We start from the raw sequence: 16,722 nt of genomic DNA, 5'->3' as shown, positions 1-16,722 counted from the left end.
GTGATCCGTCCCGGGGGGCGGCCCCGATCCCGTTCGCCCAGTGTACGGACCGCCGGGTGAATGCCATCACACCGGTCTCATCGCCCGTTACGGGATGGCCCGGGCAGGGAAGCGGCCGTGCCTTAACCTGAGCGGATGCAGACGTCCGAGCCCGGGCCCACACCGCGCCGCCTGCCCAGGGGGCGCCACGCGCTGTCGCGCTCGGAGGTCGAGCGGGTGCACCGCGACCGGCTGTGCGGGGCCATGGCGGCGGCGATGGCGGAGAAGGGGTTCGTCGGGACGTCGGTGGAGGACGTCCTGAAGCGGGCCAGGGTGTCCCGGCAGAGCTTCTACGCGCTGTTCTCGTCCAAGCTCGACTGCTTCATGGCCGCCTTCGACCAGGCGGGCGCTCTGCTGTACCTCCAGTTGGAGGCGGCGGCGCAGGGCGAGGGCGGCGCGGGCGAACGGGGGGCGGCGCAGGGCGAGGGCGACGCGGCGGAGCGGTTCGAGCGCGTCTTCACCGCCTATCTGGAGGCGCTCGCGTTGGAACCCGGGTACGCGCGGCTGTTCCTGGTGGAGGTGTACGCGGCGGGCCCGGAGGCCGTCCGGCGGCGGGCGCGCATCCAGCGCGGTCTGGCGGCGAGCCTCGCGGACCTCATGGGCGTGACGGGCGACGCCGGCCGGTTCGCCTGTGAGGTCATCGTGTCGGCGGTGAGTTCGATGGTGACTCCGGCTGTGGCGGCGGGCGACATGGAGGCGCTGCGCGCGGTCAGGGCCCCCGTCATGGAGCACGTGCGGCTCCTGCTGCGCTCGGGCGTCATGGACGCCTGATGCCGACCAGCGTGGTCGCGGTGCCGCGCGCGGGCGGGAGCGTGAGGGTGAGCCGCCCGGACGGGCCGGCGGCGGTCCTGATGACCTTGTGCGTGCGCCCGCGCGTCACGCTGATGACGACGCGGGCGCCGGGGCGGTAGGACGCGGGGGTCGTGACGGTGGCCGCCCCGGCGGCGCGCAGGGCGAACCCGGTCGCGGAGGCGTCCGTCAGCGCGCTGAACTGCTGGGCCTTCGGCCGCTTGAGCGAGACGGTCCAGCCCCACTGCGTCCAGGCCGGGTCGACCGAACGGTAGGAGATCTTCGCGGGCGGGTGCGGCGGGGCGGCGAACGTCCGCATCAGCGGGCCGATGTGCCGCCGCAGGTCGCGAGCCCAGTACGGGAAGGTGTGGGTACCGAGCACGTAGTCGTCGTAGTGGCTGGGGATCTCCAGCGCGTCCAGCCGCCGGTGGAAGCTGGCGGTCGAGGCGTGCGTGAGGGCCTCGATGCCGATCGCGGCCGGATCGGGGACGGGCGGGTCGAGCGGCCCGGGGATGCCCGTGGCCGTGTAGAGGGCGAGCCGCATCCCGCGCAGGTTGGGCGCGAGGGTCGCCGGGTCGTGGCCGCGCCAGTTGGTCGCGTTCGTCAGCCGGGAGCCGAAGACCGCGTCAGGGCTCACGCCGTCGTCGAAGGCCGCGACGTAGGACACGACCCCGGTCGCGCCGACCGAGACGACGGGGTCGTAGGCGATGTCGGGCGCGCCCGAGAACGCCGCCGCGGACACGAACAGCTCGGGGTGGCGGGCGGCGTAGCTCATCGCCCCGAAGCCGCCCTGCGACAGGCCCGTGACGGCCCGGCCCTCCCGCCGGGGCACGGTGCGCAGGTTCCGGTCGATCCAGGGGATGAGCTGGGCGACGTGGAAGGTCTCCCACCTGGACGGCCCGAGCTCGGTGCGCGGGTCGGCCCAGTCGGTGTACCAGCCGCCGCCGTTGCCGTCGAAGCCCCCGTCCGGCATGACGGTGATCAGCGGCCTTCCGGCGGTGGTCCGCTCGGCGTCGCCGCGGTCGACCCAGTCCGAGGCGCGCCCGGACGTCCCGTGGAACAGGTACAGGACGGGGAAGCGGGAGCCGGGACGCCGGTCGTAGCCGGTCGGCAGCAGGACGCGCACGTCCACGGCCCGCCCCAGTGCGGCCGTGCTGACGCGAAGCGCGTACTGGCGGTCGTCGATGCGCCGCACGTTCACGACGTGGATGCCGCCGGAGTCGGTGAACCGGACCGCCGGTCCGGCCGCGTGGGCGGGCGCGGCGAGTCCCGTGGAGGCCGTGGCGAGGGTCAGGGCGATCGCGAGGGCTCGGGTGCGGATGGGGGACCTCCTCGGACGTGCCGGTCAGCGGCCTCGGCGGGGCGGCGGGGCCGGTCGGGCTGGACGCGCAGCGTCGTGATCACGGTCGCGAGCATCTCGTAGTGGGCGGCGAGCATGGTCAGCTCGACGCACTCGCCCTCGGTGAGGTGGGTGCGCAGCCGCGTCCAGGTCTCGTCGTCCAGGTCCTGCTCGGCGTGCAGGCGGTCGGCGGCGGTGAGGATCGCCCGCTCGCGCGGCGTCCACCCGTCGGCGTCCGGGCCCGCCTTGAGCCGCTCCACGTCCGGCTCGCGCACGCCCGCGCGGCGCGCGAGCCGGACGTGGTGGCCGAACTCGTAGCGGCAGTCGCGCAGGTGGGCGACGCGCAGGATCACCAGTTCGGTGTCACGGCGCGGCAGGGTGCCGCCGGGCATGAGCCGCCCGGCGAACCACAGCCAGCCGCGGAACAGCCCGCGGCGGCGCGCCAGGGTCAGGAACAGGTTCGGCGGCCCGGTCCCGGCGGCCCGGCCCGCGACGCGGCAGGCGAGCCAGTTGACCACTCCCACCTCGCGGATCCCGCCGGGAGTGGCGCGGGGCGCTGTCACCGCCCGGTGTCCGGCTGCGGTGTCGTCAGCTCCACCCGCTCGTTCCTGGCGATCTCCAGGATGTCGCGCAGCCCGCGCTGGACGAGATGGTCGGCGACCGGCTGCACCGCCATCCGGACCGGCAGGACGCCGCCCACCCACCAGGGGGCGACGATCCGCCTGGACCGGCGGGCGATCCCGCGCTCCAGCGCGTCGATCCCCACCTTCAGCGGCGTGACGCCGAAGGCCAGGCTGCTCCGGGGCGACGCGTCCATCAGGGCGGACGCGGCCTCGGTGCCGAACCCGCGGCGCGTCATGTCGGTGTCGAGCTCGGCGAAGTACGCGACACCGGCCTTGGCGCCCCACGGGCGCAGTTCGGCCCGCAGCGTGTTGCCCAGCGCCTCCACCGCGGCCTTGGAAGCGCTGTAGGCGCCCAGCAGGGGCGCGTTGACGGCCGCGGCCAGGGACGACACGGCCAGTGCGTAACCGCGTTCATGGCTGAGGTGAGGCCCGGCCGCGCGCAGCGTGTTGTAGACGCCCAGCACGTTGACCCGCACGCTCTGCTCCATGACGGACGGGTCGCCGCCGATGACCGGCATCTGCGCGGCCACGCCCGCGTTGGCGACGACCACGTCCAGGCCGCCCAGTTCCCGGACGGCGCCGTCGACGACGTCCTCGACCGTGCCGCGGTCGGTCACGTCGCACGTCCACCAGGGCGCCGTCCCGCACCCGGCGGCGACGTCCGAGAGGAGGTCGGGCTCCAGGCCGGCGAGCGCCACGCGCGCGCCGCGTTCGTGCAGCCGGGCGGCGAGCGCCGCGCCGATGCCCCGTGCGGCGCCGGTGATCAGCACGCGCCTCCCGGCGAGGGTCGCCGTCCAGCGGGACGAGTCCAGGATCATGCGGCGACCCTAACATCGGGGAACAAGCCTGTCTTTTTAAGATTGCCCATAAATCCCCGTAATTCAGGCGCGAGTCGGGTGTCTACTCCTTCGGTGAGCAAGCGACCTCCGAAGGTTGTGGTGAGATGCGGGCCTTGGGTTGGATGGCGTGGTGGTAGCGGGCGTGGGAACGCGGCCGGACGCCGACCTTCTGGCGGCGGCCGGAGAGGGCGACGAGGATGCCTCGGACGAGCTGTTCCGGCGGCACCACACGGCGGTCCTGCGGTACGCGCGCGGGCTGGTCCGCGACCAGCACCTCGCCGAGGACCTGACGAGCGAGGCGTTCACCCGCACGTTCGCGGCGATGCGCCAGGGCGGCGGGCCCCGGGACGCGTGCCGGCCCTACCTCTACACCGTCGTGCGGAACACGGCCACCGACTGGGCGCGCGGCGCCCGTCGCACCGTCGTGACCGACGAGGTCGCCGAGTGGGCGTCGGAATCCGAGGACGAGCCACCGGACGTCGACGAACTGGACGCGCTCGTCCGCGCGTTTCGGTCGCTGCCCGAAAGGTGGCAGACCGTCCTCTGGTACACGGTCATCGAGGACGAGCCCGTCGGGCAGGTCGCGGAGCTGCTCGGGATGGAGAAGGGCGCGGTCTCCCAGCTCGCGTTCCGGGCACGCGAAGGGCTCCGGCAGGCATTCCTCGTCGCCGGCTCCGGCGGGCGCCCCGAATGCGCGGAGTTCACCGCCCAGCTCGCCGCGAGCGTCCGCCGTCCCGGTCGCCGGCGGAGCCGAGCCCTGCGCCGGCATCTGGAGTCCTGCGAGGAGTGCGCGCGGGCCTCCAAGGAGATGGCCGACCTCAACGGGCGGCTGCGGCGCGCCCTGCCGATCGGCGCCGTCCTGCTGGGGGCGCCGTCGGCGCCGCTCGGCTCGCTCGGGCCCCTCGCCCCGGCGGCGTCCCTGCCCGGCTGGACCCTACCGGCCGCGGTGGCCGGCGGCGTCGCCACCGGCATCATGATCATCCTGTTCACCACGGTCGGCGGCGGTCCGGGCGAGGACCCGCGCGCCGCACCGCCCCCGACGACGCCCGCTCCGGCCGGCTCGGCACCGGCCGACGCCGCCCCGCCCGACTACACCGTCGGCACCCGCTCCCCCGGAAGCGGCGCCCGGGTTCGAGGGGGCGGAGGCGACGGTGCGGCGTCCGGTGCGGGCCCCTTCCACGTGCGGAACACGACGCTGCAATCGTGCCTGGCGCCCAGCGGAACGTCCGTCGTACAGCGCTCCTGCACCGCCCGGGCGACCGGGTGGAAGCGCAGGAGCACCGCCGGCGGCTTCACGTTGACGAGCAGCTCCACCGGCCGATGCCTGAGCCGAGGGACGCCTGCCGCGGGCGTCCCTTGGGAGGGCGGAAGCGAGTACTCGGTGGTCATGGCGCCCTGCGGCGGCTCGAACCAGGTCTGGAAGCTGGTGCGGTTCGCGCCGTCGGTGTACCGGCTCGCCAACGGCGACGGCTACTACCTCCAGGCGAGCTGGTCGGGCCTGAAGCCGGTGACGCTGAAACCGTCCTCCTACGCGGGCATGGCGGCCCAGGGCTGGGCCGTCGAAGCCGCCGGATGACCCCACCGGCGGTCACCCGTAGTTGAGGCGGTCGCGTGCGGCGGCGGGTTCGGCGGCGGGTTCGGCGTTGAGGGCGAGCCACGCGCGCAGCGCCATGTGCAGCTCCAGCCGGTCCGACGTCGCGTGCACGGCGTCGCCGAACAGGTCGTCGAGCTGCCGTAGCCGGTACCGGACGGTCTGCGGGTGCAGGTGCAGGTGACCTGACACCTCCGTGGCGTTGAACCCGTGCTCCAGGCAGGCCAGCAGCGTCTCGGCGAGCCGGTAGCGCTGCGCCGGACGCGCGCTCAGCAGCGGCGCGAGCCTGCGGGCGATCACCTTCTCCACCAGCGGCCGCTCCCGCATCATCACCAGGATCGGCATGTGCCGCTCGGCCGGGATGGGCGTCGCGCCGCCGATCAGGCCCTGGCAGGCCAGTGCCAGGGTCTCGCGCGCCAGCCGCAGGGACGTCCCGACCTCGCCGATCCCGACCGCCGGGCCGATCGCGGCAGTCCAGCCGTGCAGCTGCCGCTCCAGCATCCGGGCGCGGCCGGGGCCCTCCGGATCCGGGACGACCAGGCAGGGCTCCCCCAGGTGCAGGCCCAGCAGGACGTCCGGCGGCAGCGACGGGTGCCGCGCGTCGGAGCCGTGCTCGCGGAGGGCGACGGCCGCTAACGTGCGGGGCAGAGCCCAGTCCGCCTCGCGCGCGGCCCCCTTGAGGTCCGCCGGGGACGCGCCCTGCAGCAGCAGGTCGAGCAGGTGCCGCCGGTGGTCCTGCAGGGCGCCCGCGGCCCGCGCGGCGGCGTCCGCGTGGCCCTCGGCGACGATCGCCGCCAGCTGGTTCAGGTAGTCCAGCGCCGCGTTGGCGATGGCCGCGATGATCGCCGGGCTCGTGCGGCAGCCCATCCGCTCGGCGCGGTCGGTGAGCCGCTCGACGGCCAGGCCCGTCCCGATCCGCGTCGCCGCCTGCCAGGAGTCCAGCGTCCGCCCCTCGCTGGCCTCGCCGACCCCGATCTGCCGCCAGAACTCCACGATGTCCGCCGAGGGCGCGGCGGGGTCGGCCATGAGCTCCAGGAAGTGCCCGATGGCGCACCGCACGCCCAGCTGCATCGCCTTGGCGTAGCGGGGATCGTGCGGCCGGACGAACTCCGGCAGCCGCCTCTCGATCCGGCGCACCGCCTCCGCGGCGATGCCGGGAACGTGCTCGCGAAGATCACCCGCGATCCGGGCGGCGCCCTCGAACGACAGGTCGAGCTCGATCCGGCGCACCGGAAGGCGGACCACCTGGCTGAGGTCGGACATGAGAACTCCTTCGGGGACGTCGTGCCCGTGGAGACGGCCCGCCGCCGCTCCGATTACGCGGGTCGGCGCGACTTTCTCGTTCGGCCGGAACGACGCCGCGAGGCTCTAGGCTGGCCGGTATGGCGACGGAGGCGTCCCCGAAGGCGCGGGCTCGTAAGTGGAAGGACGAGACGCGGCTGGGGCTGGTGCGGCGGGCGCGCCGGATCAACCGGATCCTGGCCGAGACGTACCCGGACGCGCACTGCGAGCTGAACTTCGGCACCCCGTTCCAGCTCCTGGTCGCGACCGTGCTGTCGGCGCAGACCACCGACATGCGGGTCAACCTGACCACGCCGGCGCTGTTCGCCAAGTACCCCACCCCTGAGGACCTGGCCGCCGCCGACCCCGAGGACGTCGAGGCGATCCTGAAGCCCACCGGGTTCTTCCGCGCCAAGACCAAGTCCGTCATGGGGCTGTCGGCCGCACTGCGCGACCGGTTCGACGGCGAGGTCCCCGGACGCCTCGAAGACCTCGTGAAGCTGCCCGGTGTCGGACGCAAGACGGCCAACGTCGTCCTGGGCAACGCGTTCGACGTCCCCGGCATCACCGTCGACACCCACTTCGGCCGCCTGGCCCGGCGCTTCGGCTGGACGGCCGAGGACGACCCCGTGAAGGTGGAAGAGGAGATCGGCGCCCTCATCCCGCGCAAGGACTGGACGATGCTGTCCCACCGGCTGATCTGGCACGGACGCCGGATCTGCCACGCGCGCCGTCCCGCCTGCGGGGCGTGTCCGCTGGCGCGGCTGTGCCCGTCCTTCGGCGAGGGGCCGGTGGACGAGGAGACGGCGCGCAAGCTCGTCAAGCCCGGACCGTTCTCGTGAGCGGTTCTCCCGACGGCCCCGGGAAGGAACGGGGCCGTTCCGGAGTTGGGACCGACGTGACCGACGCCGCCCCCGACTGCCCCGCCTGGCTCGACCGCTTCCGCGCGGAGGCGCCGAAACTGCCCGTGCCGCCCGTGTTCCGGCCCGCCCCCGCCGCCCGCGCCGCCGCCGTCCTGATCCTGTTCGGCGAGGGACCGGCCGGCCCGGACATCCTTCTCACCGAGCGCGCCGCCACCCTCAACAAGCACGCCGGGCAGCCCGCCTTCCCCGGCGGCCGCATCGACCCCGGCGACGACGGCCCGGTCGCGGCGGCGCTGCGCGAGGCATGGGAGGAGACCGGCGTCGAGCCGTCCGGCGTGGACGTGCTGTGCACGCTGCCGGAGCTGTACCTGTCGCACAGCGAGCACCGGGTCACGCCCGTCGCCGGCTGGTGGCGCGCGCCGTCGGATGTCGCGCCCGGCCATCCCGGGGAGGTCGCGACGGTCGCGCGGGTCCCGGTCAGCGAGCTGGTCGACCCGGCGAACCGGGTGATGGTGAGGCACCCGTCCGGGATCCGGGTCGGTCCCGCGTTCCACGTCCGGGACATGCTCGTGTGGGGGTTCACGGCCGCGCTGCTGACCCAGGTGCTGGGTGCGGGCGGCTGGGACCGGCCGTGGGACACCTCCCGCGTCGAGGACCTGCCGGAGGACGTCGTGAGCCTCGCCGCCCGCGATCGAGGAGTGGGCGATCGAGAGGTGGACGTCGCCGCGCGCGACTGAGCGGGTGAGCCTCGCCGCACGCGGCTGAGGCGTCTCGTCGTTTCCCACGAAATCGCCCGGTCCGCCTGGCGGCCGCTCGGCCGCAGGTCAGGCGGGCGTTCGCGGTGGGTACGGCCGTCGTCACGGTCACGTGTCACCCCCGGCGGCTATCCGGCGCGCCTCAAACTGGTCCATCGAGGGGACGTGAAGCAGCGGCGCGGACCTATACGGTGAAGCGGTGCTGCACGACCACATTCTCGATCTGATCCTGCTCGTGCTCGTCGTGCTGTTCGGAGTCTCGGGCTACCGGCAGGGCTTCATCGTGAGCCTGCTGAGTTTCGTCGGCTTCGTCGGCGGCGGCGTCATCGGGGTCCTGATCGCGCCGCCGATCGCCGAGGCCGCGGTGGACGGCGCCGCGCAGCAGGCGCTGCTCGCCATCGTGGTCGCGTTCCTGTCCGCCACCCTCGGGCAGCTCGTCGCCTCGTCCGTCGGCGCCGTCCTGCGCAACCGGGTGACCGGGATGAACGCCCGCACCGCCGACGCGGTCGGCGGCACGTTCGTCAGCGCGCTGTCGCTGCTGGTCGTCGCCTGGTTCTTCGGCAGCCTGGTCGCCAACTCCGAGTTCAAGCCCGTCCGAACGCAGGTCAAGGGCTCCTCGATCATCAACGGCATCAACGACGTGATGCCCTCGCAGGCGCAGACGTGGTTCGCCTCGTTCCAGGGGTTCGTCAAGAGCAGCGAGTTCCCGCAGGTCTTCAACGGCCTCGGCGGCGAGTCGGTGGTGCAGGTGCCGCCGCCGGACGAGTCCGTCCTGAGCACCCGGGGCCTGAGGGCCGCCAAGAACAGCATCGTGAAGGTGGTCAGCACGGCGCCGCAGTGCCAGCGCCGCATCGAGGGCACCGGGTTCGTGTTCGCGCCGCAGCACATCATGACCAACGCGCACGTCGTCGCGGGCGCGCGCGGCTCCTCGGTGGTGGCGACGATCAACGGCGACACCAACCGCGGGCGGGTCGTGCTGTACGACCCGAAGCGCGACGTCGCCGTCCTGTACGTGCCGGGGCTGAAGGCGCCGGCGCTGGAGTTCGCCAAGGAGGCCCGCGTCCGCGACGACGCGATCATCGCCGGGTTCCCGAAGAACCAGCCGTTCACGCCCGGGGCGGCCCGGATCCGCGCCCGGCAGACGGCGCGCGGGCCCGACATCTACCACTCCGGCCAGGTCAGCCGCGAGATCTACGCCATCCGCGGCAAGGTCGAGCCGGGCAACTCCGGCGGGCCGCTGCTGTCCACCGACGGCCGCGTGTACGGCGTCATCTTCGCCGCCGCCTTGGACACGCCGTCCACCGGCTACGCCCTCACCGCGGGAGAGGTCACGCCCGACGCGCGCGCGGGGGCCAACGCCACGAAGCCGGTCTCGACGCAGAGCTGCTCCGACTAACCGAGGGCTGCTCCGACTAACCGAGGGCTGCTCCGACTAACCGAGGGCTGCTCCGACTAACCGAGGGCTGCTCCGACTAACCGAGGGCTGCTCCGACTAACCGAGGGCTGCTCCGACTAACCGAGGGCTGCTCCGACTAACCGAGGGCTGCTCCGACTAACCGAGGGCTGCTCCGGCTAGTTCGTGCTGAGGCGGAGGGCGATCGGGCCGTCCTGGGGTTTCCTGGTCAGATCCCGAACCTGCTGCACGATCCCTCGGACGTCGATGCCGTATGGAGGGGCGTCCTCGTACGGGACGATCCGGTCGGCGGCGCGGCTGAGGAGAGCCTCGGCGCCGCGTGCGTTTCCACGGCGGAGGTGGGTTATCCCTACGGCGACCTGTGCGAGGCCCCTCCAGAGCTCCCGTTCGGACTCCGGGGCGGCCTTCCAGACCGCTTCCAGTACCTCGTGGGCGTGGAACGGACGGTCGGCGTCCAGCAGGCGCTGCGCCTCGGCCAGGGCTTGCGCCGGTGGCATGTCGAGGTCGTCCGGCATCGTGGGTATGCCGGTCGCGCCGTGCGGCAGTGGACGTCCGTAAGCGTCCCGTGGGCGTGCGTTGCGTGGGCGTCCCGACCCGTCCCGATCCCGCATGCCTCCAAGGTACGCGGGTTCAGCGTTCCGGCCCCGGGTCGGTCAGCCAGTCGAGGAGTTGGGCGTCGAACTCCTGCGGAAGCTCCTGGTGGGGGAAGTGACCTGCGCCCTCTATGAGCGTCCAACGGTAGGGGGCCTTCACGTAGCGTCCGGAGCCCTGCGCGCTGGCCGGGAGGGTGCACGTGTCGAGCGCGCCATGAACTTGGAGCGTGGCGGCGTGGATGGGGGCGCGCATGCGGTGCGCGTAGCGGATGCCGTCCGGGCGGGCCTGGGAGCGGATGAGCCAGCGGTGGTACTCCAGCGCGCTATGGGCGACCCCAGGGATCTGCACGGCTTTCCGCACGAGCCGCTCAGTGCGCTCGTCCGGCCAGTTCGGCCCCGACCAGTCGTGCAGGAGTTTCCCGACCAGGGCCGCGTCGTCGCGGACAAGGCGCCGTTCGGGCCACAGCGGCACCTGGAAACCGAACGTGTGGCGCGCCGCCCAGCCCTGCCCGCGCGGGTCGCCGGCGACGGCCTTCCGTAGCCGCAGCGGATGCGGGGCGCCCACCACCGCCAGCCGTTGGACGATCTTCGGGTGGTAGACGGCCATCGTCCAGGCGAGCAGCCCGCCCCAGTCGTGCCCGACGACGGTCGCGTTCGCCTCGCCCAGCGCGCGGACGAGCCCGGCGGCGTCCCCGGCCAGCGTGACCAGGTCGTATCCGCGCGGCGGCTTGTCGCTGCCGCCGTAACCGCGCAGGTCGACGGCCGCCGCCCGGTAGCCCGCGGCGGGCAGCGAGACGAGCTGGTGGTGCCACGACCACCAGAACTCGGGAAACCCGTGCAGCAGCAGGACGAGCGGCCCCTCGCCGGCCTCGGCGACGTGGAAGCGCGTCCCGCCGGCGCTGACCTGCCGGTGCGTCCACGGACCGTCGACCTCGACCAGCGACGCCTCGTGCCCGGGCACGGCGCCGGTCAGCCCGTCAGCTCGGGATTGCCGGAGTCGCCGCGGTGGCGCAGCGCGGTGAAGTCGTCCTTCAGCGTCTTGCGGGTCCGTTTGGCCCCTTCGATCTTGCGGATGCGGAAGTACCCGATGGCGAGCAGGACCAGGGCGAGGAGCAGGTACACCCCGGCCACGATCAGGAAGGCCGCCCAGTGCCAGATGCCGGCGGCCACCAGCCCGTAGGCGAACGCGATCGACAGCAGGATGACGATCAACCCGCCGATCAGCGCGGCGATCGTGAACATCACGCTGCCAAGCGCGGCCTTCTTGGCGTCGGCCTTCAGTTCCAGCTTGGCCAGGTCCATTTCGGCCCTGATCAGGTCGGAGACGCTGCTCGACGCCAGGGCGACCAGCTCGCCGAGGGACTTGTCCTCGACGCGCTCGCCCGGTTGTGCCTCGGACATATGGCTTTTCTCCTTAGTCCGGGCGCGCGCGCAGACGCGCCCTTCTCCGGAAGACGACGGCCGCGGCCGCCGAGGCGAGAACGCTCGCGATCAGGACCGCAGTCGTCACTCTCTCGAATTGTGACGGGTCGGTATAGGCCAAACCGCCGATCAGCAGCGAAACGGTGAAACCCACCCCGGCCAGAAGCGCGACTCCCGCGATCTCGTGCCAGTGCAGGTCCTCCCCGAGGGTCGCGAGACCGAGCCGCACGGCCGTCCAGGCCCCGCCGAGAACCCCCACGAACTTACCGACCAGGAGTCCGGCGATCACGCCGAGGGCCACCCGGTCGGTGAACACCGCGCCCAGTTGCGCCGCGCCGAGGCCGACGCCGGCCGACACGAACGCGAACACCGGCACGGCCACGCCCGCCGAGAACGGCCGCAGCGCGTAGTCGGCGCGCTCGGCGTTCGTCGGCCGCCCGTCCGGTGTCTCCTTCGGGCTGGTGAGCATCCCCAGCGCGATGCCCGCGACGGTCGCGTGGATCCCGCTCCGCTGGAGGAAGTACCAGGCCAGGACGGCGAGAGGCACGTACACCCACGGGGAACGGACGCCCCGGTGCTGGAGCGCTCCGTACACCCCGATCAGCACCGCACTGAGGAGCAGCGGCGTCCAGTGAAGGGTGTCGGTGTAGAAGAGCGCGATGATGGTGATGGCCATCAGGTCGTCGACCACCGCCAGCGTCAGCAGGAACGCGCGCAGAGGCGCCGGGCATGAGGTGAACGTCACGGCGAGCACCGCCAGCGCGAACGCGATGTCCGTCGCCGTCGGCACCGCCCATCCGCTGGCCGCGCCCGGCGCGCCCGCGCTCACCGCCAGGAAGACCAGCGCCGGTACCGCCATCCCGGCCACCGCCGCGATCACCGGCAGCGCCGCGTCCCGCGGGTTGCGCAGTTCGCCGTGCGTCAGTTCCTCGCGCAGCTCCAGCCCGGCGACGAAGAAGAAGACCGCCAGCAGCCCGCTGGACGCCCAGTGCTGCACGTCCATGTGGCCGAGATGCAGCCAGTGCGGGCTGATCTCGAACGTCTGAAGGCTCTCGTAGGCGCCGTCCCACGGCGTGTTGGCCCACACCAGCGCCGCGACCGCCGCGAGCAGCATCACCACGCCGCCGATCGTCTCGGTGCGGAGCGCACTGGCGACCTGGACGCTGTAGCGGATGGTCGGACGGAACGGCCACGTTGCTGCAACGCGGCGTTTCACTGGCGGGCGCGCCATACAGAGAACCCCTGGAAAGTGGCGGACGGCTGGACGAGGCCACGGCCCGCACGATCACTACGGGACGTTCCTGCCGACCAGACTTCCCGGCGCACCTGGGAACATTTTACCTGGCCCGTTCAGTGCGGAACCCGGTGCTCCCGGCTCGGACGCCGGAACGGCCCGCACCCGGCAGGTGTGCCAGACGCGGGCCGTTCCGGACGCGGCGTGTCCCGTGCGGGTCAGTCGTCCGACTTGGCGCTCGGCAGCTTCTCGGAGATGAGGTCCATCACCGTGCTGTCCGCGAGCGTCGTGACGTCGCCGATGCCGCGGTTCTCCGCGACGTCCCGCAGCAGCCGCCGCATGATCTTGCCGGAGCGGGTCTTCGGCAGCTCCGGAACGATCATGATTTGGCGGGGCTTGGCGATCGGGCCGAGAGCCTTGGCGACGTGGTCGCGCAGCTCCCGCAGGAAGTCCTCGCCCTCGACGTCGCCGGCGTCGCCGCGCGGGATCACGAACGCCACGATGGCCTGCCCGGTGACCGGGTCCGTCGCGCCCACCACCGCCGACTCGGCGACCTTCGGGTGCGAGACCAGCGCCGACTCCACCTCCGTCGTGGAGATGTTGTGCCCGGACACGAGCATCACGTCGTCCACGCGGCCGAGCAGCCACATGTCGCCGTCCGCGTCCTTCTTGGCGCCGTCACCGGCGAAGTACAGGCCCTCGAAACGCGACCAGTACGTCTTGACGTACCGCTCGTCGTCGCCCCAGATCGTGCGGAGCATCCCCGGCCACGGCTCCCGGACCACCATGAACCCGCCGCCGCCGTCCGGCACCGAGCGGCCCTGGTCGTCCACGACGTCCGCGGCGATGCCGGGCAGCGGGCGCATCGCCGCGCCCGGCTTGCCCTCGGTGATCCCCGGCAGCGGGCTGATCATGATGGCGCCGGTCTCGGTCTGCCACCACGTGTCGACCACCGGGGTCCGGTCGGCGCCGATGTTCTTGCGGTACCAGACGTAGGCCTCGGGGTTGATCGGCTCGCCGACCGACCCCAGCACGCGCAGGGACGACAGGTCGTACCGGGCCGGGATGTCGTCGCCCCACTTCATGAACGTGCGGATCGCCGTGGGCGCGGTGTAGAAGATGGACACCTTGTACTTCTGGATGACGTCCCACCAGCGGCCCTTGTCGGGGGTGTCGGGCGTCCCCTCGTAGATGACGCTGGTCGAGCCGTTGGCGAGCGGCCCGTACACGATGTAGGAGTGGCCCGTCACCCACCCGATGTCGGCCGAGCACCAGTAGACGTCCGTCTCCGGCTTCAGGTCGAAGACCGCCCAGTGCGTGTACGCGCACTGGGTCAGGTAGCCGCCGGTGGTGTGCAGGATGCCCTTCGGCTTACCCGTCGTCCCCGACGTGTACAGGATGTACAGCGGGTGCTCGGCGTCCATGGGCTCGGCGGTGTGCTCGTCGCTCTGCCGCTCGACGACGTCGTGCCACCACAGGTCGCGCTCGTTCTCGGCCACCTGCTCGCCGGTGCGGCGCACCACGAGCACGTGCTCGATCGTCGGCGTCCGCGCGACGGCCTCGTCCACGATGCCCTTGAGGTCGGACGGCTTGCCGCGCCGGAAGCCGCCGTCCGCGGTGATGACCAGCTTGGCCTGCGCGTCGTCGATGCGGGTCCGGAGGGCCTCCGCGGAGAAGCCGCCGAACACCACCGAGTGGGTCGCGCCGATGCGGGCGCACGCCAGCATCGAGATCGGCAGCTCCGGGATCATCGGCAGGTAGATCGCGACCCGGTCGCCCTTGCGGACACCGAGTTCGAGCAGGGCGTTGGCGGCCCTGTTCACCTCGCCCTGGAGGTCGGCATAGGTGAGGGTGCGGGAGTCACCCGGTTCGCCCTCCCAGTGGAACGCGACCTTCTCGCCGCGCCCGGCCTCCACATGCCGGTCGACGCAGTTGTAGGCGACGTTCAGCTCGCCGCCCACGAACCACTTCGCGAACGGCGGGTTGCTCCAGTCCAGGACGTCGTCCCAGCGCTTCGTCCAGGCAAGCCGGTCCGCCTGCTCCGCCCAGAAGCCCAGGCGGTCCTCGGCGGCGCGCTCGTAGGCGTCGGCCTTGACGTTCGCCGAGGCGGCGAGTTCCGCGGGCGGGGGGAAACGACGCGTCTCCTGCAGAAGGTTCGACAGTGTCTCTTGGCTCTGGCTCAACGCGAACTCCTTGCTAGCTGAAGCGGGGGTCGCCCGGTATCCCCACTTCACCAGGTAGGTCCCGGTCCCCACAAGGCCGCGATCCCGGGTGTCGGGGGGAGGGACGCGATCGGCGCTCACGGCTGCTTCGTATGCCCGACACGACGGCCTTCCCACGTCCCGCCCCCGAGAACCGCCTCCGTCCACGCCCTAGTGGGCCGCTGCGCGAGCGCTCCGGACGACGGCATAAAGTCAGGCCGTGACCGATGCTCTAGCTGATGTTGCGAAGCTTCCCGGTGTCGTCGACGCCGTCGACGAGGCGCGCAGGGCCGTGGACCGGTTGCTGGGCCACCGCATCCTGCGGCGGCGGAGCGCCGAGGTGTCCACGGAGTCGGCGCTGCGCGGCGCCCGGGCCTCCGCCGTCCTCGACGGCGCCTCGGTCACGCTGGACGAGCTGCGCACCACCGACCACCCGTCCGACCCCCTCGTGCAGGGGGCGCTGCGTGTGTCGGCCGAGTTCGGGACGCTGACCGAGGTCTGGCGCAAGGCGCCGCGGCAGGCGTTGGCGCGCCTGCACGTCCTCGCTGCGGCGGACGCGGTCGACAAGGCCGATCTGGGACGTCCCCGCTCCGGCGAGAGTGTCGTGAAGGACGTTTTCGGACTGGGGGAGCCGCCTTCGCCGGCCGAGGTGGCAGCTCGCCTGGACGCGCTCAGCGGGCTGCTGACCGAACCCACCAAGGCGCCGGCTCTCGTGGTCTCGTCGATCGTGCACGGCGAACTCATGGCTCTGCGTCCGTTCGGCTGGGGAGACGGGATCGTCGCCCGCGCCGCGCAGCGGCTCACCCTGGTCGCCCGTGGGCTCGATCCGAAATCGCTGGTCGCGCCTGAGGTCGGGCACCTCGAACTCTCCGGCGAGTACGCCGAGGCCCTTCGCGGCTACACGTCCGGTACGCCGGAGGGCGTCGCGCGGTGGATCGTCCACTGCTCCTCGGCCATCGCGGCCGCCGCACGGGACTCGCAGGCCATCTGCGAAGCGTTCATGCGCGGCTGAGACCGTCACCCGGCAGGGACATGTTGGTGTCATGGCCGATCGCATGCACGGGCGCCCTTCGGCGCCGACGGAGACCACGATCTCGTCGGCGGACTGGGATTCGCGCGACCTGACGGGTGAGCGGCACGACGGCGTCCTGTTCGTGGACGTGGACATGACCGAGGCCAGTGGCACCGGCGCCGTCTTCACCGACTGCGTTCACCGTCGCACTGAGGCGCGCGGTGATCGATCCGTACCAGGCGGTCGTCCTGGCGACGGCGCTGGGCTTGGACGTCCGCGAGTAACGCGGCCCAGCAGGGGTGCGGCGCAAGCGAAACGGCGTCCCTTACCGGGACGCCGCCGCTGGACACGTCACACCGGGTTACCAGGCGTGCACCTCATATCCGTCGGATCGGGTCAAGCCCGTCTCGACGCGCCTCCCGCGGCTGGTCGCGCGTGGGTACCCGGCTGCCGTGCCCGGACACTCGGTCCGTATGACCTGTGTACGCCTGATTTGCCCAGTTGACAAGCCCCATTCGACAAACGGCCGGCGGGTGGCGGCGGCGGTGCCGGAGGGGGCCTCGGTGCCCCCTGCGACCATGGAGGCATATTCCGGACTTCCGTAAACGGGCGTTCGGATCGCGAAATTGATCACTCAGGGTAACCATTTCCCTTTGTCGCCGATCGCGCGAAGACGCAGGAAAAATCTTTAGTTCTCCTGTACGATCCCACTCCCGTCCCGTTGCAC

15 protein-coding genes are annotated in these 16,722 nt (G+C 72.4%); 6 read left to right on the top strand and 9 right to left on the bottom strand.

The genetic code is table 11. The features are described 5' to 3' along the window. Positions 1 to 135: 135 nt before the first annotated feature. The gene (locus CHC11_RS06470) at positions 136 to 810 is read left to right on the top strand and encodes a TetR/AcrR family transcriptional regulator (RefSeq protein ID WP_245918812.1); all 675 of its coding nucleotides are present in this window, start codon (positions 136 to 138) and stop codon (positions 808 to 810) included. Here the strand turns inward: CHC11_RS06470 and CHC11_RS06465 are convergent. The 3 genes from CHC11_RS06465 to CHC11_RS06455 form a co-directional block, all read right to left on the bottom strand. Then, on the bottom strand, positions 797 to 2,029 hold the full coding sequence (locus CHC11_RS06465) for an alpha/beta hydrolase (RefSeq protein WP_179278719.1): 1,233 nt from the start codon (positions 2,027 to 2,029) through the stop codon (positions 797 to 799). The genes CHC11_RS06470 and CHC11_RS06465 overlap by 14 nt on opposite strands. Before the next feature lie 89 nt (positions 2,030 to 2,118). After that, positions 2,119 to 2,730, bottom strand: coding sequence for a carboxymuconolactone decarboxylase family protein (locus tag CHC11_RS06460; protein ID WP_089310657.1), 612 nt, complete (start codon positions 2,728 to 2,730; stop codon positions 2,119 to 2,121). After that, positions 2,727 to 3,608: an SDR family NAD(P)-dependent oxidoreductase gene (locus CHC11_RS06455; protein ID WP_089310656.1), complete on the bottom strand. Its 882-nt coding sequence runs from the start codon at positions 3,606 to 3,608 to the stop codon at positions 2,727 to 2,729. The genes CHC11_RS06460 and CHC11_RS06455 overlap by 4 nt, the downstream gene beginning before the upstream one ends. 163 nt (positions 3,609 to 3,771) lie before the next feature. On the opposite strand from CHC11_RS06455, the gene CHC11_RS06450 reads away from it, so the two are divergent. After that, on the top strand, positions 3,772 to 5,205 hold the full coding sequence (locus CHC11_RS06450) for a sigma-70 family RNA polymerase sigma factor (protein ID WP_179278718.1): 1,434 nt from the start codon (positions 3,772 to 3,774) through the stop codon (positions 5,203 to 5,205). 12 nt (positions 5,206 to 5,217) lie between these two features. Here CHC11_RS06450 and CHC11_RS06445 read toward each other — a convergent pair whose 3' ends face one another. Further along, the gene (locus tag CHC11_RS06445) at positions 5,218 to 6,483 is read right to left on the bottom strand and encodes a PucR family transcriptional regulator (RefSeq protein WP_089310654.1); all 1,266 of its coding nucleotides are present in this window, start codon (positions 6,481 to 6,483) and stop codon (positions 5,218 to 5,220) included. Positions 6,484 to 6,602: 119 nt separating this feature from the next. On the opposite strand from CHC11_RS06445, the gene nth reads away from it, so the two are divergent. The 3 genes from nth to CHC11_RS06430 all read left to right on the top strand — a co-directional run bounded on the left by nth (position 6,603) and on the right by CHC11_RS06430 (position 9,515). Next, positions 6,603 to 7,343: an endonuclease III gene (gene nth, locus CHC11_RS06440; RefSeq protein ID WP_089310653.1), complete on the top strand. Its 741-nt coding sequence runs from the start codon at positions 6,603 to 6,605 to the stop codon at positions 7,341 to 7,343. 56 nt (positions 7,344 to 7,399) lie between these two features. Beyond that, complete coding sequence (locus CHC11_RS06435) at positions 7,400 to 8,101, top strand: NUDIX hydrolase (RefSeq protein WP_179278717.1); 702 nt, start codon at positions 7,400 to 7,402, stop codon at positions 8,099 to 8,101. A gap of 217 nt (positions 8,102 to 8,318) precedes the next feature. After that, complete coding sequence (locus tag CHC11_RS06430; RefSeq protein WP_179278716.1) at positions 8,319 to 9,515, top strand: MarP family serine protease; 1,197 nt, start codon at positions 8,319 to 8,321, stop codon at positions 9,513 to 9,515. A gap of 176 nt (positions 9,516 to 9,691) precedes the next feature. Here CHC11_RS06430 and CHC11_RS06425 read toward each other — a convergent pair whose 3' ends face one another. From CHC11_RS06425 to acs, 5 genes are all read right to left on the bottom strand, one after another. Then, positions 9,692 to 10,048: a DUF309 domain-containing protein gene (locus CHC11_RS06425; RefSeq protein WP_245918809.1), complete on the bottom strand. Its 357-nt coding sequence runs from the start codon at positions 10,046 to 10,048 to the stop codon at positions 9,692 to 9,694. Between the two features lie 115 nt (positions 10,049 to 10,163). Further along, on the bottom strand, positions 10,164 to 11,087 hold the full coding sequence (locus tag CHC11_RS06420; protein ID WP_089310651.1) for an alpha/beta fold hydrolase: 924 nt from the start codon (positions 11,085 to 11,087) through the stop codon (positions 10,164 to 10,166). 8 nt (positions 11,088 to 11,095) lie between these two features. Further along, positions 11,096 to 11,527: a phage holin family protein gene (locus CHC11_RS06415; protein ID WP_089310650.1), complete on the bottom strand. Its 432-nt coding sequence runs from the start codon at positions 11,525 to 11,527 to the stop codon at positions 11,096 to 11,098. Positions 11,528 to 11,540: 13 nt separating this feature from the next. Beyond that, on the bottom strand, positions 11,541 to 12,764 hold the full coding sequence (gene nhaA, locus CHC11_RS06410) for a Na+/H+ antiporter NhaA (protein ID WP_089310649.1): 1,224 nt from the start codon (positions 12,762 to 12,764) through the stop codon (positions 11,541 to 11,543). Between the two features lie 236 nt (positions 12,765 to 13,000). Beyond that, the gene (gene acs / locus CHC11_RS06405; RefSeq protein ID WP_089310648.1) at positions 13,001 to 14,965 is read right to left on the bottom strand and encodes an acetate--CoA ligase; all 1,965 of its coding nucleotides are present in this window, start codon (positions 14,963 to 14,965) and stop codon (positions 13,001 to 13,003) included. Positions 14,966 to 15,203: 238 nt separating this feature from the next. On the opposite strand from acs, the gene CHC11_RS06400 reads away from it, so the two are divergent. Next, on the top strand, positions 15,204 to 15,995 hold the full coding sequence (locus tag CHC11_RS06400; protein WP_089310647.1) for a Fic family protein: 792 nt from the start codon (positions 15,204 to 15,206) through the stop codon (positions 15,993 to 15,995). The last annotated feature ends 727 nt before the right edge of the window (positions 15,996 to 16,722 follow it).

Origin of the sequence: Actinomadura mexicana (genome assembly GCF_900188105.1) — a bacterium.
GTDB classification, from domain to species: domain Bacteria; phylum Actinomycetota; class Actinomycetes; order Streptosporangiales; family Streptosporangiaceae; genus Spirillospora; species Spirillospora mexicana.
This window is presented reverse-complemented; position numbering and strand designations above follow the sequence as displayed.

Coding starts and splice junctions, on each gene's coding strand:
- CHC11_RS06470 (WP_245918812.1), top strand. CDS start 136: ATGCAGACGTCCGAGCCCGGGCCCACACCGCGCCGCCTGCCCAGGGGG.
- CHC11_RS06455 (WP_089310656.1), bottom strand. CDS start 3,608: ATGATCCTGGACTCGTCCCGCTGGACGGCGACCCTCGCCGGGAGGCGC.
- CHC11_RS06445 (WP_089310654.1), bottom strand. CDS start 6,483: ATGTCCGACCTCAGCCAGGTGGTCCGCCTTCCGGTGCGCCGGATCGAG.
- nth (WP_089310653.1), top strand. CDS start 6,603: ATGGCGACGGAGGCGTCCCCGAAGGCGCGGGCTCGTAAGTGGAAGGAC.
- CHC11_RS06425 (WP_245918809.1), bottom strand. CDS start 10,048: ATGCCGGACGACCTCGACATGCCACCGGCGCAAGCCCTGGCCGAGGCG.
- CHC11_RS06415 (WP_089310650.1), bottom strand. CDS start 11,527: ATGTCCGAGGCACAACCGGGCGAGCGCGTCGAGGACAAGTCCCTCGGC.